This is a genomic window from Vibrio superstes (assembly GCF_003569005.1).
GTDB lineage: Bacteria > Pseudomonadota > Gammaproteobacteria > Enterobacterales > Vibrionaceae > Vibrio > Vibrio superstes.
Genome location: NZ_BCUR01000001.1, coordinates 1586906 through 1606255 on the forward strand (window position 1 = coordinate 1586906; position 19350 = coordinate 1606255).

The 19350-nt window shown below is 43.6% G+C and carries 15 protein-coding genes and 2 pseudogenes; 12 read left to right on the plus strand and 5 right to left on the minus strand.

The genetic code is table 11. The features are described 5' to 3' along the window. The first annotated feature begins 257 nt into the window (after positions 1–257). A complete protein-coding gene (locus tag D5I41_RS06785; protein WP_065598755.1) occupies positions 258–2168 on the plus strand; it encodes a DEAD/DEAH box helicase in 1911 nt (636 codons plus the stop codon). A 571-nt stretch (positions 2169–2739) separates the two neighbouring features. Continuing rightward, positions 2740–3933 carry an acetate/propionate family kinase gene (locus tag D5I41_RS06790; RefSeq protein WP_119009129.1) on the plus strand — a complete coding sequence of 398 codons (1194 nt, stop codon included), beginning with the start codon at positions 2740–2742 and terminating at the stop codon, positions 3931–3933. Positions 3934–4026: 93 nt separating this feature from the next. Here D5I41_RS06790 and D5I41_RS06795 read toward each other — a convergent pair whose 3' ends face one another. Further along, a complete protein-coding gene (locus D5I41_RS06795) occupies positions 4027–4239 on the minus strand; it encodes an acetyltransferase (protein WP_119009130.1) in 213 nt (70 codons plus the stop codon). Between the two features lie 152 nt (positions 4240–4391). Between D5I41_RS06795 and D5I41_RS06800 the strand changes: the two genes are divergently transcribed. The 3 genes from D5I41_RS06800 to D5I41_RS06810 all read left to right on the plus strand — a co-directional run bounded on the left by D5I41_RS06800 (position 4392) and on the right by D5I41_RS06810 (position 7792). Beyond that, on the plus strand, positions 4392–5441 hold the full coding sequence (locus D5I41_RS06800) for a cysteine synthase A (protein WP_119009131.1): 1050 nt from the start codon (positions 4392–4394) through the stop codon (positions 5439–5441). Between the two features lie 217 nt (positions 5442–5658). After that, the gene (locus D5I41_RS06805; protein WP_119009132.1) at positions 5659–6006 is read left to right on the plus strand and encodes a RidA family protein; all 348 of its coding nucleotides are present in this window, start codon (positions 5659–5661) and stop codon (positions 6004–6006) included. Positions 6007–6229: 223 nt separating this feature from the next. Further along, positions 6230–7792 carry an L-serine ammonia-lyase, iron-sulfur-dependent, subunit alpha gene (locus tag D5I41_RS06810; RefSeq protein WP_119009133.1) on the plus strand — a complete coding sequence of 521 codons (1563 nt, stop codon included), beginning with the start codon at positions 6230–6232 and terminating at the stop codon, positions 7790–7792. Positions 7793–7882: 90 nt separating this feature from the next. On the opposite strand, the gene D5I41_RS21580 is transcribed toward D5I41_RS06810, so the two are convergent. Next, positions 7883–7945, minus strand: coding sequence for a hypothetical protein (locus tag D5I41_RS21580; RefSeq protein WP_371860108.1), 63 nt, complete (start codon positions 7943–7945; stop codon positions 7883–7885). 9 nt (positions 7946–7954) lie between these two features. Between D5I41_RS21580 and D5I41_RS06820 the strand changes: the two are divergent. Further along, a pseudogene (locus D5I41_RS06820) lies at positions 7955–8435 on the plus strand (ISAs1 family transposase); the annotation flags it as partial. A gap of 513 nt (positions 8436–8948) precedes the next feature. Further along, positions 8949–9590: a hypothetical protein gene (locus D5I41_RS06825; RefSeq protein WP_119009134.1), complete on the plus strand. Its 642-nt coding sequence runs from the start codon at positions 8949–8951 to the stop codon at positions 9588–9590. On the opposite strand, the gene D5I41_RS06830 is transcribed toward D5I41_RS06825, so the two are convergent. Beyond that, a complete protein-coding gene (locus D5I41_RS06830; RefSeq protein ID WP_119009135.1) occupies positions 9587–10222 on the minus strand; it encodes a DUF3299 domain-containing protein in 636 nt (211 codons plus the stop codon). The two genes, D5I41_RS06825 and D5I41_RS06830, sit on opposite strands and share 4 nt — an antisense overlap. Before the next feature lie 196 nt (positions 10223–10418). On the opposite strand from D5I41_RS06830, the gene D5I41_RS06835 reads away from it, so the two are divergent. From D5I41_RS06835 to D5I41_RS06855, 5 genes and pseudogenes are all read left to right on the plus strand, one after another. Further along, complete coding sequence (locus D5I41_RS06835; RefSeq protein WP_119009136.1) at positions 10419–11414, plus strand: helix-turn-helix domain-containing protein; 996 nt, start codon at positions 10419–10421, stop codon at positions 11412–11414. Positions 11415–11752: 338 nt separating this feature from the next. Continuing rightward, a complete protein-coding gene (locus tag D5I41_RS06840) occupies positions 11753–12955 on the plus strand; it encodes an MFS transporter (RefSeq protein ID WP_119009137.1) in 1203 nt (400 codons plus the stop codon). Positions 12956–12959: 4 nt separating this feature from the next. Next, a complete protein-coding gene (locus tag D5I41_RS06845; RefSeq protein ID WP_119009138.1) occupies positions 12960–13832 on the plus strand; it encodes a hypothetical protein in 873 nt (290 codons plus the stop codon). A 96-nt stretch (positions 13833–13928) separates the two neighbouring features. Beyond that, positions 13929–14009 (plus strand): annotated as a pseudogene (locus tag D5I41_RS21630) (SEC-C metal-binding domain-containing protein); the annotation flags it as partial. A gap of 245 nt (positions 14010–14254) precedes the next feature. Further along, positions 14255–16570 (plus strand): peroxidase family protein, encoded by a 2316-nt coding sequence (locus D5I41_RS06855; RefSeq protein WP_119009139.1) that lies wholly within the window; start codon positions 14255–14257, stop codon positions 16568–16570. 124 nt (positions 16571–16694) lie between these two features. On the opposite strand, the gene D5I41_RS06860 is transcribed toward D5I41_RS06855, so the two are convergent. Both D5I41_RS06860 and pdxY read right to left on the minus strand, forming a co-directional pair. Continuing rightward, entirely contained in the window at positions 16695–18350 is a 1656-nt protein-coding gene (locus tag D5I41_RS06860; RefSeq protein WP_119009140.1) for a cation:proton antiporter domain-containing protein, read from the minus strand. An 11-nt stretch (positions 18351–18361) separates the two neighbouring features. Continuing rightward, positions 18362–19234 (minus strand): pyridoxal kinase, encoded by an 873-nt coding sequence (pdxY, locus tag D5I41_RS06865; RefSeq protein WP_119009141.1) that lies wholly within the window; start codon positions 19232–19234, stop codon positions 18362–18364. Positions 19235–19350 lie beyond the last annotated feature (116 nt).

Sequence of the window (19350 nt, forward strand, 5' to 3'; positions counted from 1 at the left end):
CACCAAGAGATCAATTTACGAGCCAGAAATGACAGTTTGACGACAAAATGCTTTAAATTTGTGACGGAACTCAATTTTTTCTAGCTTTCTACCTGGTTTTAGTGCAGAATGCGCCTCCTTCGACTTTGTCCCTAGCGGCTTGATGCGTTTTATATACTTATCCCTTCTGAAAGGATTTAGTGTGTATTGCTGGATCGGTGTATGAATTTAGAGAGCACCTGGGACCGTTTTTATGAACACATTATAGTGGGATCCCGATGCAAGAATCTGAAATTAAATTCAGCGATTTAGAACTAAACGAACAAATCCTTTCTGCCCTTGACGGCATGGGTTTTGTATCTCCTACACCTATCCAAGCAGCTTCTATTCCTCTGCTTCTTGAAGGTAAGGACGCGCTAGGTAAAGCGCAAACAGGTACTGGTAAAACTGCTGCCTTCTCTCTTCCTCTTCTTAACAAACTGGATCTAGACCAGCGTAAGCCGCAAGCAATTATCCTTGCACCAACGCGTGAGCTAGCTATTCAGGTAGCAGCAGAGATCAAAAACCTTGGTAAGAACATTCGCGGTCTTAAGGTTCTTGAAATTTACGGCGGTGCTTCAATCGTTGATCAAATGCGTGCTCTTAAGAACGGCACTCATATCGTTGTTGGTACTCCAGGTCGTGTACAAGACTTGATCAACCGCGACCGTCTGCACCTTGACGAAGTAAATACTTTCGTTCTTGATGAAGCAGATGAAATGCTAAACATGGGCTTCGTAGAAGACGTTACCGCTATCCTTGAGCACGCTCCAGCGTCAGCTCAGCGCGTATTGTTCTCTGCGACTATGCCTCCAATGCTTAAGAAAATTGTTGAGCGCTTCTTGCGTGACCCTGCTTTCGTTGATGTTGCTGGTAAAAACCACACTGTTGATAAAGTAGAGCAACAATTCTGGGTAGTTAAAGGGATTGAGAAAGACGAGGCAATGACTCGTATTCTTGAAACTGAAGAAACTGATGCTTCTATCGTATTCGTGCGTACTCGCCAAGACACTGAGCGTCTAGCGGGTTACCTAGCAGACCGTGGCTTTAAAGTAGCGGCACTTCACGGTGACATTCCACAGTCACAACGTGAGCGTACTGTAGACAACATTAAGCGTGGTGTTATCGATATCCTAGTTGCAACTGACGTTGTTGCTCGTGGTCTTGATGTGCCTCGTATTACTCACGTATTCAACTACGACATTCCATTTGACGTTGAGTCTTACATCCACCGTATTGGCCGTACTGGCCGTGCTGGACGTAAAGGTAAAGCGATCCTACTAGTTCGCACTAACCAAATGCGTATGCTTCGTACTATTGAGCGTGTAACTAAGTCAGCAATGGAAGAAATCCAACTTCCTCTACGTGACCAAGTTGCAGAAGCTCGTCTGAAAAAGCTAGGTCTTGAGCTTCAAGCAGACACTGAACACGCTTCTCTAGAGAAATTCTCTGAGCTAGTTGAAAAGCTACAGACTAACCTAGAAATTGATGCTGCAACTCTAGCTGCGATTCTACTTCGTCGTCAGCAAGGCAAGCGTCCATTATTCTACGTTGGCGAAGACCCAATGACTTCTGCTATCGCACGTGACAAGAAACGTCGTGCAGAGCGTCGTGAAGGCGGTCGTGACGGTGGCCGTGAAGGCGGTCGTAGCTACGGTGGCGAAACTAAAGATTGGGATACTTACCAATTACAAGTTGGTCGTGACCAAGGTGTTCAGGTTAAAGATATCGTTGGCGCTCTAGCAAACGAACTAGGCCTAACTAAAGGTTCTATCGGTGCGATCAAATTGGCTCAAGGCCATACATTTGTTCAGCTACCAAAAGCGATGAACTCTGAGACAGCGGGCAAACTTAGCAAGCTACGTATTCGTCAAAAAGAAACTGCAGCAGTAGTTTGTGATTTTGATGACTTCCGTGAGTCTCGTGGTGGTCGTCGTGATGGTGGTGGTCGTCGTGACGGTGGTCGTGGTCAACGTGAAGGTGGCGGCTACCGTGGTAACCGTGAAGGCGGTGGCTATCGTGGTAACCGTGAAGGCAATCGTGAAGGCGGCCGTGATGGTGAGCGTCGTTTCGATCGCAACCGTGGCGGTGACAACCGTGGTAACCACCGTGGTGAGCGTGGTCACTCTCGTCGCACTACTGCAGAGTAATCTAGCGTAATGTAGATTTTGAAACCGGGACATAATGTCCCGGTTTTTTTTCGCCTGAGTAATACCAATCGTAGTAAATAACTGCTCATCCTAGCTTGTTAAAACACTCGATAACGGCGTTAGAATTTTTGATTGTAGAATAACGACTTATCAAAAAGTTCAGCCTTGTTATCCAGCGTTTTTCTTACGCTATTTCTGAGCACTTACTGTGATTGGTATAAACTGAGATGAGAGTATTTTATCCCGCTAGATTGAAGAATTATTGAGCGCGATGGGTTTTATTAATGCTATATGTATGATTATTTATGGGTTTATTGAGGTTCAAAAATGAAGTCTTAGCTTGCAACACTAGAGTTGTATCGCACCTGAAAGCCCCGTACACGCTTAAAAATAGTTGAATTTTTGTTGTTGAGAATAAATTTCAGGCGTTAAATAAATTTGCAGGTTGATCAAGATCAAAGTATCTTATTTTGTAATACTATTTAACTAAAAAAAATTTGAATAATTTTCAAATTATTTGATAATCATAAACACAGATTGAATGCCCCCTCGTCTAATTAGGATTTAACTCATGTCAAACAAGAACGTACTCGTTATCAATTCAGGCAGCTCTTCTCTAAAGTTTGCTGTTATCGACTCTGAATCTGGTGAAGCGCTAGTCAGTGGACTAGGTGAGTGTTTTGGTCTTCCAGAAGCGACCATCGAATGGAAATTTAACGGTGAGAAATGTAAAGAAGCAATCACAGCTCCTGACAACCATCACCAAGAAGCTATCAACCGCATCGTTAAACTGATGGATGAGCTATCTCTAAAAGAGACCATTGTTGCTGTAGGTCACCGTATTGTTCATGGTGGTGAGAAATTCACTAGTACTGTTCGAATTGACGATGCTGTACTTACAGAAATTGAGAACCTGTCGGATCTAGCTCCTCTACACAACCCTGCTGGTGCAAAAGGTATCCGTGCGGCTATGGCTGCTTACCCATCTCTACCTCAGTTTGCTGTATTCGATACTGCATTCCACCAAACAATGCCACAGAAGGCATTTACTGGTGCGATTTCTCATGAGCTTTACAAAGAGTATGGCATCCGTCGCTACGGTTTCCACGGCACTAGCCACTACTACGTGAGCCGTGAAGCTGCAAAAATGCTGAACAAGCCTGTTGAAGAGTCTAACTTCATTACTGTTCACCTTGGTAACGGTGCATCTGTATGTGCGATTGCTAACGGCGAAAGTGTTGATACTTCTATGGGCTTCACACCGCTTGCTGGCCTAATGATGGGAACTCGTTCAGGTGACCTTGACCCAGGCATCATTGAGTTCTTGATGAAGAAAGGCTGGACTCCAGAGCAAGTATTCGAAACGCTTAACAAGAAATCAGGTTTCTTGGGTGTATCCGGCGTAACTTCTGACGCTCGTGGCATTCTAGAAGCGATGGACGATGGTCACGAAGGTGCTAAGCTAGCGTTCCAAGTATTCACATACCGTGTTGCTAAGTACATCGGCTCTTACATGATTCCACTGAGCTCTTTGGATGCAATTATCTTCACTGGCGGTATCGGTGAAAATGCTCTAGATATCCGTAGTGAAATCCTGACAAACCTAGGCCTACTTGGTTTTGTTGAAGACAGAGCAGGCAACGAAGCTGCGCGCTTTGGTGCCGCAGGTCAAATTGCTGAGTCTGAGCTTCTAGGCGCTAAGGTACTAGTAGTACCAACTAACGAAGAGTTCGTAATTGCTAAGCAATCAGTAGAACTGCTGTAATATAAAGCAATTGCAAGACACAAAAGCGAGCCGTAGTGCTCGCTTTTTTCGTTGTAATGCTTGATGGATTTATGGTGAAAGTTGGCTAAGGCTTCAGCATTTAGAACGGTATCCCGGATCTGTCCAGCAGCGGGGCAGTTCCTCGCCTGACATGAATACGAGATCTGACTTTTTGAATGATTGGGGATCTTGCTGTTCTTCCCCTGCCTGAAATCGACCTTCGACACTGTCATGAAATAAGTTAGTCAGTTTTGCCATCTCCACAATGTCGACTAGGTCGCCAGTCTTTCTCTCTTTAAAAAACATTGTCTTACCCTCTATCGAGTCGTTTACCCCCTTAATTATAATTGTTATTCGCGAAATGGGGCTTCTTACGTCATACAGCCTTGACTAAGAAAGCGCTGTGGCTAGTCTTTAGAAGTGTTAATCACCCTTTTTTGTAAATAAGTGGAGCCCTTATGCCAAACCCCTGTATTGCAAACAGTGTCAGTGAACTTATTGGTAATACTGATCTTCTCAGAGTGAATAGTCTTTCTGAGATATCAGGCTGTGAGATACTACTAAAGTGCGAACATCAGAACCCAGGGGGTTCAATAAAAGATAGGGCGGCGCTTCAGCTGGTCTTGGACGCAATAGAAGCAGGTAAACTCAAGCCGGGGATGACCATTGTTGAAGGCACTGCTGGGAATACGGGTATTGGCCTAGCGCTCGTCGCTAAAGCCCTTGGCTATAAGATGCTGGTGGTGATGCCAAAAGGACAAGCACAAGAAAAAGAGCGAATGATTTCTCTTTACGGTGCAGAGTTACTGTTGGTAGACCCTTGTCCGTTTGCTAATCCTGACCATTTTTATCACACGGCGAAACGAATCGGAGCAGAGAACGAGGATTACTGGTGGGCCGATCAGTTCGAAAACCTAAGCAACTATCGAGCGCATTATTTAAATACTGGGCCTGAGATTTGGCGTCAAACCCAGGGTAAGATCGATGCCTTAGTCTCGGTGGTCGGAACCGGAGGAAGCATCGCCGGTAATTCACACTACTTATCACAGCAACAACCGAATCTAAAAACTTGGGTTGTGGACCCTGATGGTTCTGGCATTTATTCCTATTTGAAAAGCGGGAAATATCAATCAAGTGGCAGTTCGTTTACCGAGGGAATTGGCATAATGCGAGAGGTAGAAAATTTCAGGCAAGCTAAGATCGATCACGCAATCACATTGCCCGATCAGGATTTGGTGACCATATCCAGATTAGTTGCTGAGCGCGATGGCATCCTTTTAGGAAGCAGCTCTTCATTAAATGTCGCTGGAGCGCTGTACGCCGCCGCCAGGATGGGCAAGGGAAAAACCATAGTCACCTTTAGTTGCGATCTAGCTGAGCGCTCCTATTCCAAGCTGTATAACCAAGAGTTTCTGAAAGAAAAAGGAATAGAATTGAATAAAGAAACTTTGGCAGAAATCTGGGCCCGTTATCAATCTGATGGTGATGAAATGGTGGTAGATAGATAATCGTAAAAGACAAAAGAGGCCATCTGTTGGCTTTCGCTTTTATTTACAAAGATATATTGTGAGTGTTCGGTATCAGAGCGCTTCAACCTTGGACAAATAATTCATTTTTTAGTTTGGCATGAATTGGTTAGCTAGATTTGCGATGACTTTCTTAAGCTAGTGCAAAGTTACAAGCTTAGGTGCTACCTAGCACTCCAATACATTTAGGAAATGAACAATGATCAAAACTATCGCCCCTATGGGTCGCTACAGTAAAGCGAAAATCGTTAACGGCAACGTATATCTTTGTGGTCAATTCTCAACAGACCTTACCCTTGATGTTAAGGGACAGTCTAAGAACACCTTCGATCAAGTAGACACGCTACTGGCTGAGTGTGGTATCGATAAGTCTAAGATTGTTAGCATCCTAGTTCATTTGAACGACATCGAAAACCACTATGCCTCATTCAATGAAGAATATGATACGTGGATTGCGGGCAAGGAAGCGCCAGTGCGCACCTGCGTTGAAGCGAAAATGTTTTCTGAGGCTTGCTTAGTTGAACTGACTATCATCGCAACCGAGTAAACCTTATCCGGTTAACCAAGCCCCTTTGCGCATATGCGTGAAGGGGCTTTGTTGTTTTTAAGAGATAATGAATCAACTATGAACTTGTCTTTTTACGAAAATAGATGTGTGATTTTAGAATGGCATCGAATGGTAATCGAGTTTTGCTAAGTTTGGGTAAAGTGGATGCAGATTTAGACAAGAGTTTAAGCTCTTATACATTCCATTCTGGGAGAAAAATATTATGTCTGTAGAACTGTACCCTAGCTTTTTTAACGACGTCATGGGCCCTGTAATGCTTGCAGGTTCAAGCTCTCACCTTGTTGCTCCGCAACGTCTTGGCCTTTTGACTCATTATCTTACTCGTGGCCAAACCATCAGCAAGATAGAAGTGGTCATGGACACAGATGGCTCGTTTGCTGGCACCTTTGGTTTGATGTCTGAAGACATCGGCATGTGCTCGGGTGCCATCGGCCTAGCAGTAGATTCTCCCGTACGTAACAGTTGCTTGGATATGGCAAAAGAGCAGGGCATTGAGGTTCTATTTACTAAGGAACCAATGAAGGAAACTGATCACTTAAATGGCATGAAGTTCATCATCACTGACAGTCATGGTAAAGAGTGTACCTTGGTAGGTGATTCTATCGGTGGTGGTATGGTTCAAACCAAGAAGATCATGGGTTTTGATTACATCTACAAGGGCGATACGAATCTGATCGTGGTTATCAAGCGTGGTGGCGTAGAGGATCGAATCCAAGCCATACAAGAGGCGTTAGATGGCTTCATGACTATAAAAGAGCAGAGTCTAAATGATGACACAGCTTATTTTCTGACCGCTACGGAATCGCCAAGTGTTAAGATGTTAGAAGCTATCGCTCCTACTAGTGAGATTTATTGGCTAGAATGTGTTTTGCCAACGCCAACTCGCCCAGACCGCAAGCCTCAATTGTTCGATAACTCAAATGACTTTTTAAAGTTAACTGAAGAGAAGCCAATGCATGAGGTCGCTATCGATTATCAGGTTGCGGCAACGGGTATGACGCGTGAACAAATCGTTTCTAAGGTCGAAGAGTTACGTGGCCACATGGTGTATCTGGTAGAGCGCATGGAAAACCGCGACTTTGAACTTGATTACAAGCATGCATATGGCTTCAGTACTAACAATTTTGACAAGGTAACGGCTAAGCAACACCTTCCACAACCTATGTATGATGCTGTTCGTTATTATTTCTCTGTACTGTCCATGGCACCAGAAACACTGCATGTTGGTTTTCCTCATGGCGCAGGTGGCGGTGTAGTAATGTCTTGTCTGCGAGCAGCGCAAAATCATTACGGCTTTTCAGATGAGAAGTTGGTAGAAGGTCTGCTTGTTGCTGCTGCCTACGGCGCCATTGCTTATACTCGCACTGATCCAACGGGTGAAACCATTGGTTGCGCAGGTGAGATGGGTCTTTCCGGTGCATTCTCAGCGGCAGCATTGACCTATATCCTTGGTGGAACGCCACGTCAGGTAGATTCTGCAGCATCACAGGCGATGCAATTGGCGGTAGGCTGGCCATGCGATCCAATTATGGGGGGAGAAGGTGAGCCTTGTACCTCTCGCGGTATGGCTGTAATTACGACGCCGTTTATGTACGCACAGCTAGCTCTAACTAACATGACGACCCTGATTCCATTCCACGAAGCTTTGGATGTTTCAGCTAAAGTAGGTGCTCTGCTTGGTGATGATATGCTTTGTACTGGCCGTGGTGGATGTGCTGCTTGCCCTTCAGCTTGCGCAGTAAAAGTGGACCTTGGTTTGCATTAATTTTCGCTCAAACTTAGCGGTTAACGCACTAGACGTTCAGAGAATCGGCTCCTTTATGGAGCCGTTTTTGTATTCTAGGTCTAGAAAATACTACTTACTCTTTAGAGAATTGCGATATTGGTTTGGCGTTGTGCCGACCCTTTTTTTAAACACCCTAGTAAAATGTGTGGCGACGTCACCTATTGCTTGTTTGAGGTTCTATTTGGGTCATTGTGCGCCGTGATCGATAGTTCGATATTAGAGAATATATCCTCGGCCATCATGACTGGTTTAAGCGTAACGGTATGTTTATTTATGGAGTTCGTGCCGATGACACTATCGCTCGTATCGTTTCTAAGATCGAGCCAAAGCCATTCCATGAATGCGTTATAAATTGGATGTCTTCAATTCATGTTCAAGTTGTCGCTATTGATGGCAAGACCCTTCGAGGCTCTTATGACCGCTAAGACCGAGCTAGCACAATACACATGATGAGTGTATACGCTTGTGCAAACAAATTGGTGCCAGGTCAGCTCAAAACGGAACAGGTAAACTTCTGGATATCAAGGGTGCCTTAGTCACTACCGATGGCATGGCATGCCAAACAAAATCAAGGGGCTTTGCCAAAGGGATTGAAAGTCTGTTCTCTGAACAGCGCGCTAACAAACCACAAGCTATTTGGCTCACCATCGACGCTGAACAAAGAAATTCAGGTGCGGAACTATTTCTTTTCTGAATACTTCGCAACTGTTGTAAAGGAACTTTCTTGGCGGTTCTTTTAGCAAACGGGCCTGAGTCGTCACTATTACGGGAGAACTGCCATGCGATCAGCTGACTGCTTTTTAATTGAATCTTTACTTAATTTGAATAATTAAAAAAACCATATAACCAGTTGGTGCCATTTCAATTTATTTTAATGTATATTGCTTTTTTTTAATCACCCAATTTATATATGAGGCTCGTTTAATTAGCCTGAGGATTGGTTTTTAAACTGATTTTACATACTTTCTCTAATTTCTTTTACACCCAGGTCTTTAATACTGCGCTACTTCAAATTACTTCCTAGTATTTATATTTGGCATCAAATGGTCATGCCTTGAGTGCAAAATAGTGAAATATTGAGCAACAGATTCGTCACTCGATGCCTTAGCATCAATAAATTATTTGTTGGCTGTATATGTTTCGCTTTTTGTTTGTTTCGATACTTCTTATTTCACACTCTAGTTATGCTGTTGGGTTAAATGACTTTGGCTGGTTTCATTCTGTGGCATTGCGCAGTCATGTAGATTTGGAATCGGAAACCCAGGAGGTCTCGGGTTCGTTAAAGCTTACTCCAGTCGATAAGTTGTCTGCGGCCTATCAGACTCAAGCTGGTGGTAACTACTATCTCGAGTACGCAAGAGGCTTCAAGCTTTCACAGCAGTTTTATTTAACCGCGGATATTGGCTTCTTTAAACTTGTAGAGGAGGAAAGCATAGGTTATCTGGGGGCACAGTTCTCTTATGTTCCATCAAGAGAGTGGGTACTGTCTGTCGATTTTACTGAGACCGAAAGCTTAGGTGATTATTCAATATCCGAACATAGATACATAGCAGCTTCTGCTTTATGGAGGCCCACATTCAAGACGGAGTTATTGATTCAGACAACACGAGTGCAACCTAAAGGAGTCATGCAAGAAGTGGTGGGGAACTATAATGAATACGAGGCATATGCGGCTTATCAATGTACCACCACGATTAAGCCATACATTTACACCATAAAAAAAGAGACGTCCAAAGATATGAACGTCAACCTAGGTGTGGAATTTAATTTTAATTAAAGGGTTGTAATATCAGAGGCTGATATTTGGTAGCCACTGTTTATAGCTTGGTTACCATCGGAAAAATTCACGTCGAGCTGGCTTGGTTTAGAATGAATAGTGCCCGACACAGAGACAGGTACATCTAAGCTTTGCAATTCAAACCCTTCTTTGAAGTCTACTACTATTATTTGATTGATTGGAGGTGGAGGCGTGTGAACGCAAGCGTCTGCTGTTGGAACCAGCAAGAATTGGGTGGTTTTCATGCCATCCATTTGTAGTGGGACTAAGAAACCATTGATGGTGACTTCTCCAATAGGCAAGTCAGATACGGTCGTGCTCATGGCGCGTTCTTTTGCGCTCAGATAACTTTGTCTTATCTCAGTAAGACGATCAACATCAAGGTTGATCTCTTTAGCTATTTCTAATCTGCTTGATAACCCCAGTTGTTCTTCCTTGCTAAGCGTGCGTCGCTCCGAGGCTAATCGGTAGGCTAGGATATCTTGGAACAGCTGCAGTTCGGTTTGGCTTAACTCGGGTACGGATTGGGTAGGGGCTTCAATTTTGGGCACTAGGTCTTGCCAATTTAAGGTCTGAGCGCTGAAGCAAAAAGAGGAAAACAGCACGGTGATAAGTATTAGTATCGGTTTCATAGACGCTCCTATCTTGGTTATAGGTGCAGTGTAAATTCACCGAGAGCCTTGGCTTGAACCAATTCATGCCAATTATGACTTTAATTCATGAGGTTAATGTAACTCACTGTTAGCAGTAATTATTCTGTGCAAAGTGAGGTTTTAACGTAGACTAGAAAGAATAAACATTTCATAGAGTTAGTTGAGAATAGGCGAGATGGCTAAGAAGACCCCTTTTATTCCATTAATTAAAGCAGATCAGGTTACAACCTTTGTGGATTACGTCGCCAACTATGAAAAAATAGCGTACAAAGCTCTGAGCGACACAGACCTACCGTTTGAACTGGGTAAGTATGTCCAGCACGGCTATGTAGGGCGTACTGTTGTTAAAGATATGGTGACTAAACTTTCTCAAAATCTCAGCAAAGAGGCCTTTGTTAAGATGGTGGTTGCCTGCTCCAAAACTAATGCCGTTAAACTCACCCATGGAATGCCACTTAGCGGAAGCATACGTCAAGGCTTGGAGCAACTCGCACAATTAATCACCGTAGAATCTACAGACACCGCAATTGTGCTTGAGCAAAAGACAGGTTATTGCTGGTTCTACTTCAAGCGAGAAGAACAACCAATAGTAGGCGATGATTTGGTTGGAGTGCTGATGATCCTCAACTTGGTACAACTTCTTTTGGGGCAGAAGTGGCTTCCTGAGGTCATTACGCTCAGGGGGAGTGTCTCGAGTAAGATTGATATAGCCATCAATTACCATAAAGTCGAGTACAAGAAAGAGCATAAATACTCGGGCGTTTTTATACCAGATAGCTTACTAGATAGAGAGATAGCACTGCCTGTTAGTGAGGCGCTGCAAAATGCTTTTTATGATCTGCATACTTTTAAGTACTCATTGAAAAAGCTACTCGAACCCTATATCTCTGGCTCCACTCCTACCATTAATCAAGCTGCCAAATATGCGAATATGAGCGTTCGTACCCTGCAACGAAGATTATCCGAGGAGGGCTTTTCGTTTTCCGACGTGATCTTTGAGTTGGTGGATGAAATGACCTGTGACGCACTCATTAATAGTGATGAGAGTATCTCAGACCTGTCCCATAGACTTGGCTATTCACATGGTTCGCACATGATTCGCGCGTTCAAAAAGAAGTTCGAGTTGACTCCAAAACAGTTCAGAGACAAATACAGAGTTATAGCTAACTAGTTGATAGCTATCTAGAGGACGGTTGAATCAAGCTGATTTTCACTTGGCATCAATTGGTTACAAGCTTTAGCGATAAGCTACTTAAACTTGCCTGAGAAATGGGTGAGTTGCTAGGGAAGCGCTTATACCAATCGTAGTAAATAACGGGTCATCCTAGCTTGTTAAAACACTCGATAACGGTGTTAGAAATTTTGATTGTAGAATAACCACTTATCAAAAAGTTCTACCTTGTTATGCAGCGTTTTTCCTACGCTATTTCTGACTACTTACTTGCTGTGATTGGTATTACGACATGAGAGTTGAATTCACCTGAAAACTCAAAGTGAATCGAGGTTCTCATGAACGTAAGTAAGCTAAACCGATATCTCGTCGGTCTCTGCCTTTTTGTTGGCTACACACTGTTTGCCCTAAGCTGGAAAGCGGGGGATCTGTTTATCTCCAATGTCGGCTATGACGACAATGACCTAAGCTCGCTAATCGCTGTGCTTAACATAGTTAAGGTAGCGGTAAACTTTCTGATTGGCGTATTTACTGCAAAGTTCATTGCGGAAAAAACCTTTCTCAATAATTCTCAGCTTTTCATTCTAGGCTGCCTTACCGTTGGTGCTTCAATGTTTGCACTGCCAATGAACGAAAGCTTTTACTATATTGCAGCGTGTCGTGCTGTTCTTGGCTTCGGCGGTGCGTTGATCTTATTTACCATGAACCCACTGGTTGCCAGTATCTTTCCTGAAAACGAGCTACCTGTAGTAAATGGTCTGAACTCATCTGCGTTTAACGTAGGTATCGCTCTCATGCTCACCTTAGCAAGCGTTATGGCAAGTAATCCTAGCTTGGTTACAACCTTTGTCGCTATTGTGGCAATCTCTGTGGCGGCTTTGTTTTTCGCCTCTAACCGCAACTCAGTTACCACTATGAAGTCACGCTTAGAGAGTAATAAGCCAGCGATGCTACAAACAAACGACAACCAAGAGCAGTTTGGCATCACTGATGGCCTCAAGAGCGGCTTTAACTGGCTATTTGCGCTTACTTTTACTGGCATCATGTCTTTTTACTACGTAGCATTTACTTTCCTTGATGGCGCGACAGTAAAATACCTGATGTATGCTGGCATTGTTGGTAACTTTGCTGGGATTGCAGGTGCTAAAGCCCTGCCACATATCGTGGTGGCAAGACTGGCTTCCTTTGTCTCTGTTGTTCTAGCGGTAAGCTTTATGTTTACGCTAGGGTCAGAGTTATCTCCTTGGATTGCTGGCGCTCTTGGCTTTGCAATGATGTTCTCTCTGCCATCCTATGTCACTTTGGGCTTCTCTCAACCGAACTCGACACCTAAGAAGGTGGGTATTACTTTTATGATGTTCTGGGTGCTCTCAGACCTCATCGCTACTTTCATTTTGAAGGCGTACGCTACGCTAGCATCCGCGCCTTCGACCGAGTCCACTGCAACCCTGTTTATTCTTGCAGTTGCCGCTTGCTACCCAATCGGCTGCCTGTTTATCAAGGGTTCGCCTAAGCCTGCATTGCAAATGGCGGAGGCGTAACAGGATGAAAAAGTTACTACTGGCAACCTCTATCGGTCTTTCCGCGATGGTTAGTGCGAGTTCATTTGCTAGCGAAAAGCCAGATCCGAAGATTAAAGAGATCAAAAAAGCTGTCTCCAAGTTGGACAAGGAAACAGCGGCAGAAAAAGCGGCAAAAGAACTAGCAAACCCCAATACTGTTTATGCCACTATGAACTTTAAGTTTCAGTATAGTGCGGGCTATGAGGGCAATGGCAGCAGTTTGACGACGGTATTTCAGCCCTCTATGCCAATGCCGCTGGCCAATGGCGATAAAATCTTCTTTAGGCCTGCTATCTCTTATATCGATAATGATTTTAGTTTTGATGAGACAAATGTTGATAACCATGGCTTTAGTGATATCTCTTTTGACTTAGCATACTCACCAACCTTGTCAGATCCGAGCAACCTGTTGGCTGTGGGGGTACTGGCCACACTTCCTACAGGCTCTGCGGATATTTCTGCCAACCAGTACGCATTGGGGCCAGAATTATTTTTAGGTAAGCTGTCACAACAGAGGGTAATGGGTGCTTTGACCACTCACCAGTGGGGTTTTGATGCTGATGAGGGCAATGAAGAGATTAACCGAACTGGTATGCAATTGATGTGGGTAGAGATCGCCGGTGGCGGTTGGACCTATGGTTCCGTGCCTCAACTGAGTTATGATTGGAACGAGCAACAGGCCGAGATACCTATTAACTTAATGGTTAGTAAAACGGTTATTCTAGGGAACCGTCCTTGGAAGTTAGGGCTGGAAGTGAACTACTATGTGGAGAAAGCAGAGTCACGCCCAGACTTTATGTTGAGTTTTAACGTGGCCCCGGTTATTGAAAATCGTTTGGCGACGCTACTACAGTAGTAACGACTGAAAACAAGTTTACCCAATAAAAAGCCAGCACTGCCTGGCTTTTATTACACTTATCATACCAATCACAGTAAATCAGTGGTCAGAAATAGGGTAGGAAAAACGCCTGAGCGTAATGACCTGTGTAGCTGTGGTAGTGGCAAGAAGTACAAAAAGTGTTGCGGTCGTTGATGACGAATAGATTTAAAGCTTCTCACTAAACCGTCTAATTGACGGTTTTTTTATGCGTGGGAATTGAGTAGAGCAGAACTCATCCCTTCTAACTAAGCTAAATAGCATTGTCACTTATAAAATGCGGTTTAAATATAGGTTTCAATTGTCTGTGGGGAATATCAGATTCTAGTTGCGATAGTGCATCAGTATTGGTTGATAGGTTGTTTCTCTTTTAGTTATTGCATGAAATAGATGGGGATAACATGAAAAAGATCATCGTATTGTGGGGTGCATTAGCCTTGCTACCGGCTGTAAGTCAAGGGCAAACGTGTAAAAGTACTGCCCAAGAATTCAGGAGTATTACTGGGTATTGTAATAATTCGATAGAGCCAAAACTTGGGGTCGCCTGGGACATCGATATTGAAAATAGCGAAGGTCCAGTTAGAGAAGGAATCTTTAGGCGATTTGAGCAAGCAGAATATAGTGATATAGCTACACGAACATCACCTAGAGACGAAGTTGCAAATCCTATTGTAGCCAGTGCAGATCTAATGCAGATTAATATCGAAGACGGTCGCTACTGGTCACACACCAATCTTTTCTTTGTTTATATGATGCAATTTGTTACCCATGATATGGCACTCACAGTATCGCCACCTGCAGACCCTCTTGCGCTCAACGCGGGGTTAGGCATTGAGAAAGATGCCGAAGGTAGCGATTTTTTACTAGGTGGTGCAACGGTTGATTATCTAGACGAACAGGGCGTTCCACAGCAATACAATGGAGCGTCCGCTTTCTTAGACTTGTCTTCCACCTATGGCCCCACAAATGAAATAAGTAATGCTTTGAGAACGTTTGAAGGAGGGCTTTTAAAGACTGCACAGCGAAAGGATTTTAAGTTTACTAGGAGAAATACTCCCTCTCGGGATCTGTGTGATTGTGTAAACACTGATACTGGTGAACCTTGGAGCATGTTTAACGAAGATCTTTCAAATATCAAAGAAGTATTTGTTGAAAGTGCTCCAGGGTTTATTCCTGAACCGTTTTTTCACCTCGATATGTGTGTCTCTCCCGCAGCTTCTTTTGGAACTACATTTATACCAGGAGTAGGGGAAATACCCGCCACGCCAGGCGTTTATAGTTGCCCCAATAGTGCGCTTGGCACTCCTCCAATGCTATTGGAAAACGTGAAATGCAGTATTAACTATGCAGCTTTAAACGACCCAACTAGATCAGATTTCGAATGGAGCATTCCTGAAGGCGTTGATTGGATGCCCTTTGTTTCAGAAACAAGCCCACAAGTCCCTTTTGATGAACTTACTGCGTCGACTAATGATCCGAGTAAAGCTTTTGCCGCTGGGGATCTTAGAGCAACAGAAAATCTAGGCATTACAGTCATACAAAACCTTTGGCTCAGAGAGCATAACAGTAACGCGAGGTTACTCTCGAAAAATAACCCTGATTGGAGTGATGAACAGATATTTCAGGTGGCGAGAGCGCGCACTATCGGAGTTTACCAAAACGTAGTGTACAACGAATTTTTGCCGATAATTCTAGGGAAGAAGCTAACCCAGAAGTATAAGCTAACCAAAAAATACAAAGACAGTGATTATGATGTAGCTATTGATCCTCGAACTGGCAATAGCTTTGCCGCGGCAGCTATGCGCTTCGGACACTCAATGGTCACCAATGACGTATTTCCTCTAGATCCAATTACTATGGAGAGAATTTCTACAAATCAAAAGCAACTACCCGCTAACTATTTTGGTCAAAACTCACCTGCTGAGTCTTCAGTAAATTGGATACACCTTGGAGCGGCAGCTCAATCAACCGCTTTCGCTCCAGTGGATGAAATGATGGCGTTTATTGGGGCTCAAGTACCCAGTGCTTCACCACCTGATGATGCCATCATGGCAGGTTTGGTCAACTCTAGAGCTCAAATGGTCGACCGCTATGTCGAAATTTCTTTGAACAAGCTTGATGTATCCAATTGTTTTAGTGGCGCTATTTCAGTCAGCGTCCCTGGGTTTTCTGTATTTAGAGGCCGAACGCATGGATTGCCTTCGTATCATCAGCTTGCCAAGCAGTGGACAGGTAATGCCATATACGGTACGAAAGGTTGCCCTGAACCTCTGGAAAACCAAGAGTATGATCCTCTGCAATGCTTTGAAGCATTTACACAAGATACAGACTCTAACTATGCTTTGCAGTTAAGAGATACTTTCAAGCGACTAGATCTAATCGACCCTTTTGTAGGAATGTTGATCGAATCTGAAATAGTCTGTACTGACTGTAAATTTGGCAGCTTAGAAGGCAGTAATGAGTTACACCAAAAAGCTAACGTTAAGAGTGGAATAGTGGGACCTACTGCTGGTGAGATAATTGCTGACCAATTTTATCGTAGCAAGTACGGAGATAGATTTTGGTTTGAGAATAGTATCCATGGCTGGTCAAAAAGTGATTTACGTACGATACATAGCACTACAATGAAAGATCTTATTTCAACTCATTTTCCATCGCTATCGGCTCAGCTCAAGGGTAGGGACAGTGCTTTAATAGGAGTTGCTATTTATAACTAGGATAAGTAACAACCGAACCTGTTTATTAAATAGGTTCGGTTGTTACAACAAAGTTTTAGTTGTCGTTGTTTCTATGCGCACTGCTGTTTGTACTTCTGGTAGTTAAGCTCTGACATCTCAGTCATTAACTCATTAACTCATTAACTAGAGTCATAGTGGTGTCTTCTGCAACACCAAAATTATGCAGTAACTTCCTTCCTCGAATTAAAGTGCTTTCTATATAGGTAGAGGCGGCAAAGTGTATGCCTAATTGTTTTAGCTCTAGTTCATCTTCTTTCGAGTTTGTACGTGCATAGATGTCCAAGTTTGGGTATCGAGCAAGTGCTACACTGACTCGTTTAAGGGTGGCTGGTTCATGGATAGAAACAAACACGGCCTTAGCATCATCTAAGTGAATTTTGTTGCGCACGCTGGATCTCATGATATCGCCAAAATAGGCGGTGAGACCAAGTTGCTTGCTCGTTTTTACTTGATCATAGTTATTATCCAACGCTACATATGGGATCTGCGCTCGATGGGCCATTTTAGCAATGAGCCTGCCAACTTCATCCATACCAATAATCACTAAAGCATTGCTTTCTTTGTGGGGTAAATCGTCAAACGACTTTGCGCTATGAAGGAATCTAGAGACGATTTTATCGCCCAGCTTAATGCTAAAAGAGGACAAGACCATGCTTAGGCTAACAATGGCGATTATGATGCTCGACTGTGACTCAGTGAGGATGCTCATTGATGTCGCAAGCGCCAGTATCACAAACGCAAATTCACCTATATGATTGAGCCAAAACCCTGTCTTTATCCCCACAGACAATGACTTCCCATCGATTAGGGAGAGTGCAGTCGAAAGTAAGGTTTTTACGACCAGAACCACAGTGAGAATGAACAGTATTGAGCTCAGGTGTTCCATTAGCACTGTTGGGTTAATCTGCATACCTACAGACGTGAAGAACAATGCCATGAGTACTCCCTTAAATGGGAGTACGGTTTCTTCTAGGCTATGTCTGAAGTCAGAGGAGGACAACAGCATTCCTAGTGAAAATGCGCCAAGGGTAGAAGGCAGTTCTGCATACTCAATGATACAAACCGTTGCGAAAATAGCCGCGAATAAGCATAAGGCAAAGGCATCTTTATTGTGTTTTCTTACGCTCCACTTCAGAGCGAATGGCAACATAACTTTGCCGATCGCAAGGATCAGACCAATCACGAATAGAACGGTAAAGGTATCTTGTAAAAAGGTCGCGCTTGACTCATTTTGATGGCTAACTAATAGTGGTATTAACGCCATTAGTGGCACCACGCTCAAGTCTTGTCCCATCAAGTTCGAGAATATGTTTTTACCGTGTTCGGAGTTGAATTCACCCTTTTGATTTAGCAAAGTGATGACGACGGCAGAAGAGGACTGCCCAAATATGGCACCAATAACTAAGCCTATTTGCCAGGAAAACCCTAGCAAAGTGACCAGTCCGGCAAAGAGTAGGGACGTTGCTACCACAAGCCCTACACCTTGTATCATAAGGCTTTTCTTCATTCGCCATAAATCCACAGGCTTCATCTCTAATCCTATAGTAAATAGAAAAAGAACGACGCCGAGGTCGGCAACTTGTTGTAGCAATTCAATGTTGGTAGCGGCGACTACCCCTGGAGTAAAAGGTCCCAGGGCAACACCTGCCAATATAAACCCAACAATGGTGCCCATGCCCAGTATTGATGAACCTACAACAAACAGAGTTGCTACAGCAAACACGTAGGCGATAAAATAAAAGAAACTGATAGAGTCCATGAAATAGCCAGTTAGTGTGTTGTTGTTTGTTCAACCTTAATAACAGGGAGTTCGTAGGTTGGTTCCACGAATTCATACTGACCAGCGACAGTTTGTAACTCACACGAGTTGTGTTCTTCAGTGATCTTCAAAATGCCATACGCGGCATTACAGGTGTGAGAGAACGCACTGATTGGGTTAACCCCATTGACTATAGAAGCAGCAAAAACAGCAGAGATAAGATCTCCCAATCCAATGATAGGATCATCAAAGTGAAGCTTAGGGCATTCTACTTTGAAGCTATTGCGGTTTGTCACCATCAGCATGGATTCAACGTCATTAGATAGCATGTCTAGATCTTTAACGATAACGTAGCGAACGCCTAGGTTTAATATTTGCTCGCATGCTTCAATGACTTGCTGTTGGTCCGCTGGCTTTACATCCGCAATTGCAGAGAGTTCATGTTGGTTTACCACAACAATATCGGCAATAGGAACGAGTTCCTTGATCAAGGCCTGTTTTACTTCATCGGAAATGACCTGAGTATTATTGGATAGGTACATGGCTGCATGGCAAACGTATAACGCAGATCGGTTACGCTTCTTAAGTTTGGCTACAGATAGGTAAAGCTCTTCGACCTGCTTAACATTATCCAAATAGCCAGATATCAATGCCCCGCAGTGATCAAGCTCATGGATGGCGTCTACGCCTTGAATCAGCGCGCCAATTTCATTTTCTACGTTTTTATAGTCAGCCCAATCGTGATCGGTGCGAGGGGTTTTAGCCAGTTGCAAGGTATCTAATTGAAGAACCTCAATCCCCATGCGTTGCATAGGAAATACAGCAGAACTATTGCCTACATGACCATAAACAACTTGGGGCTGTATCGAAATAATATTTGTCATTTTAAAACTAACTCTTAACGGTGTTTTACTACATTCGGCGAGAGTCTAACGCTACATTCAATCCACAATGAATACATTTTGTAGGATGAGAGCCTGCATAGGCAAGAGAAGCCCGT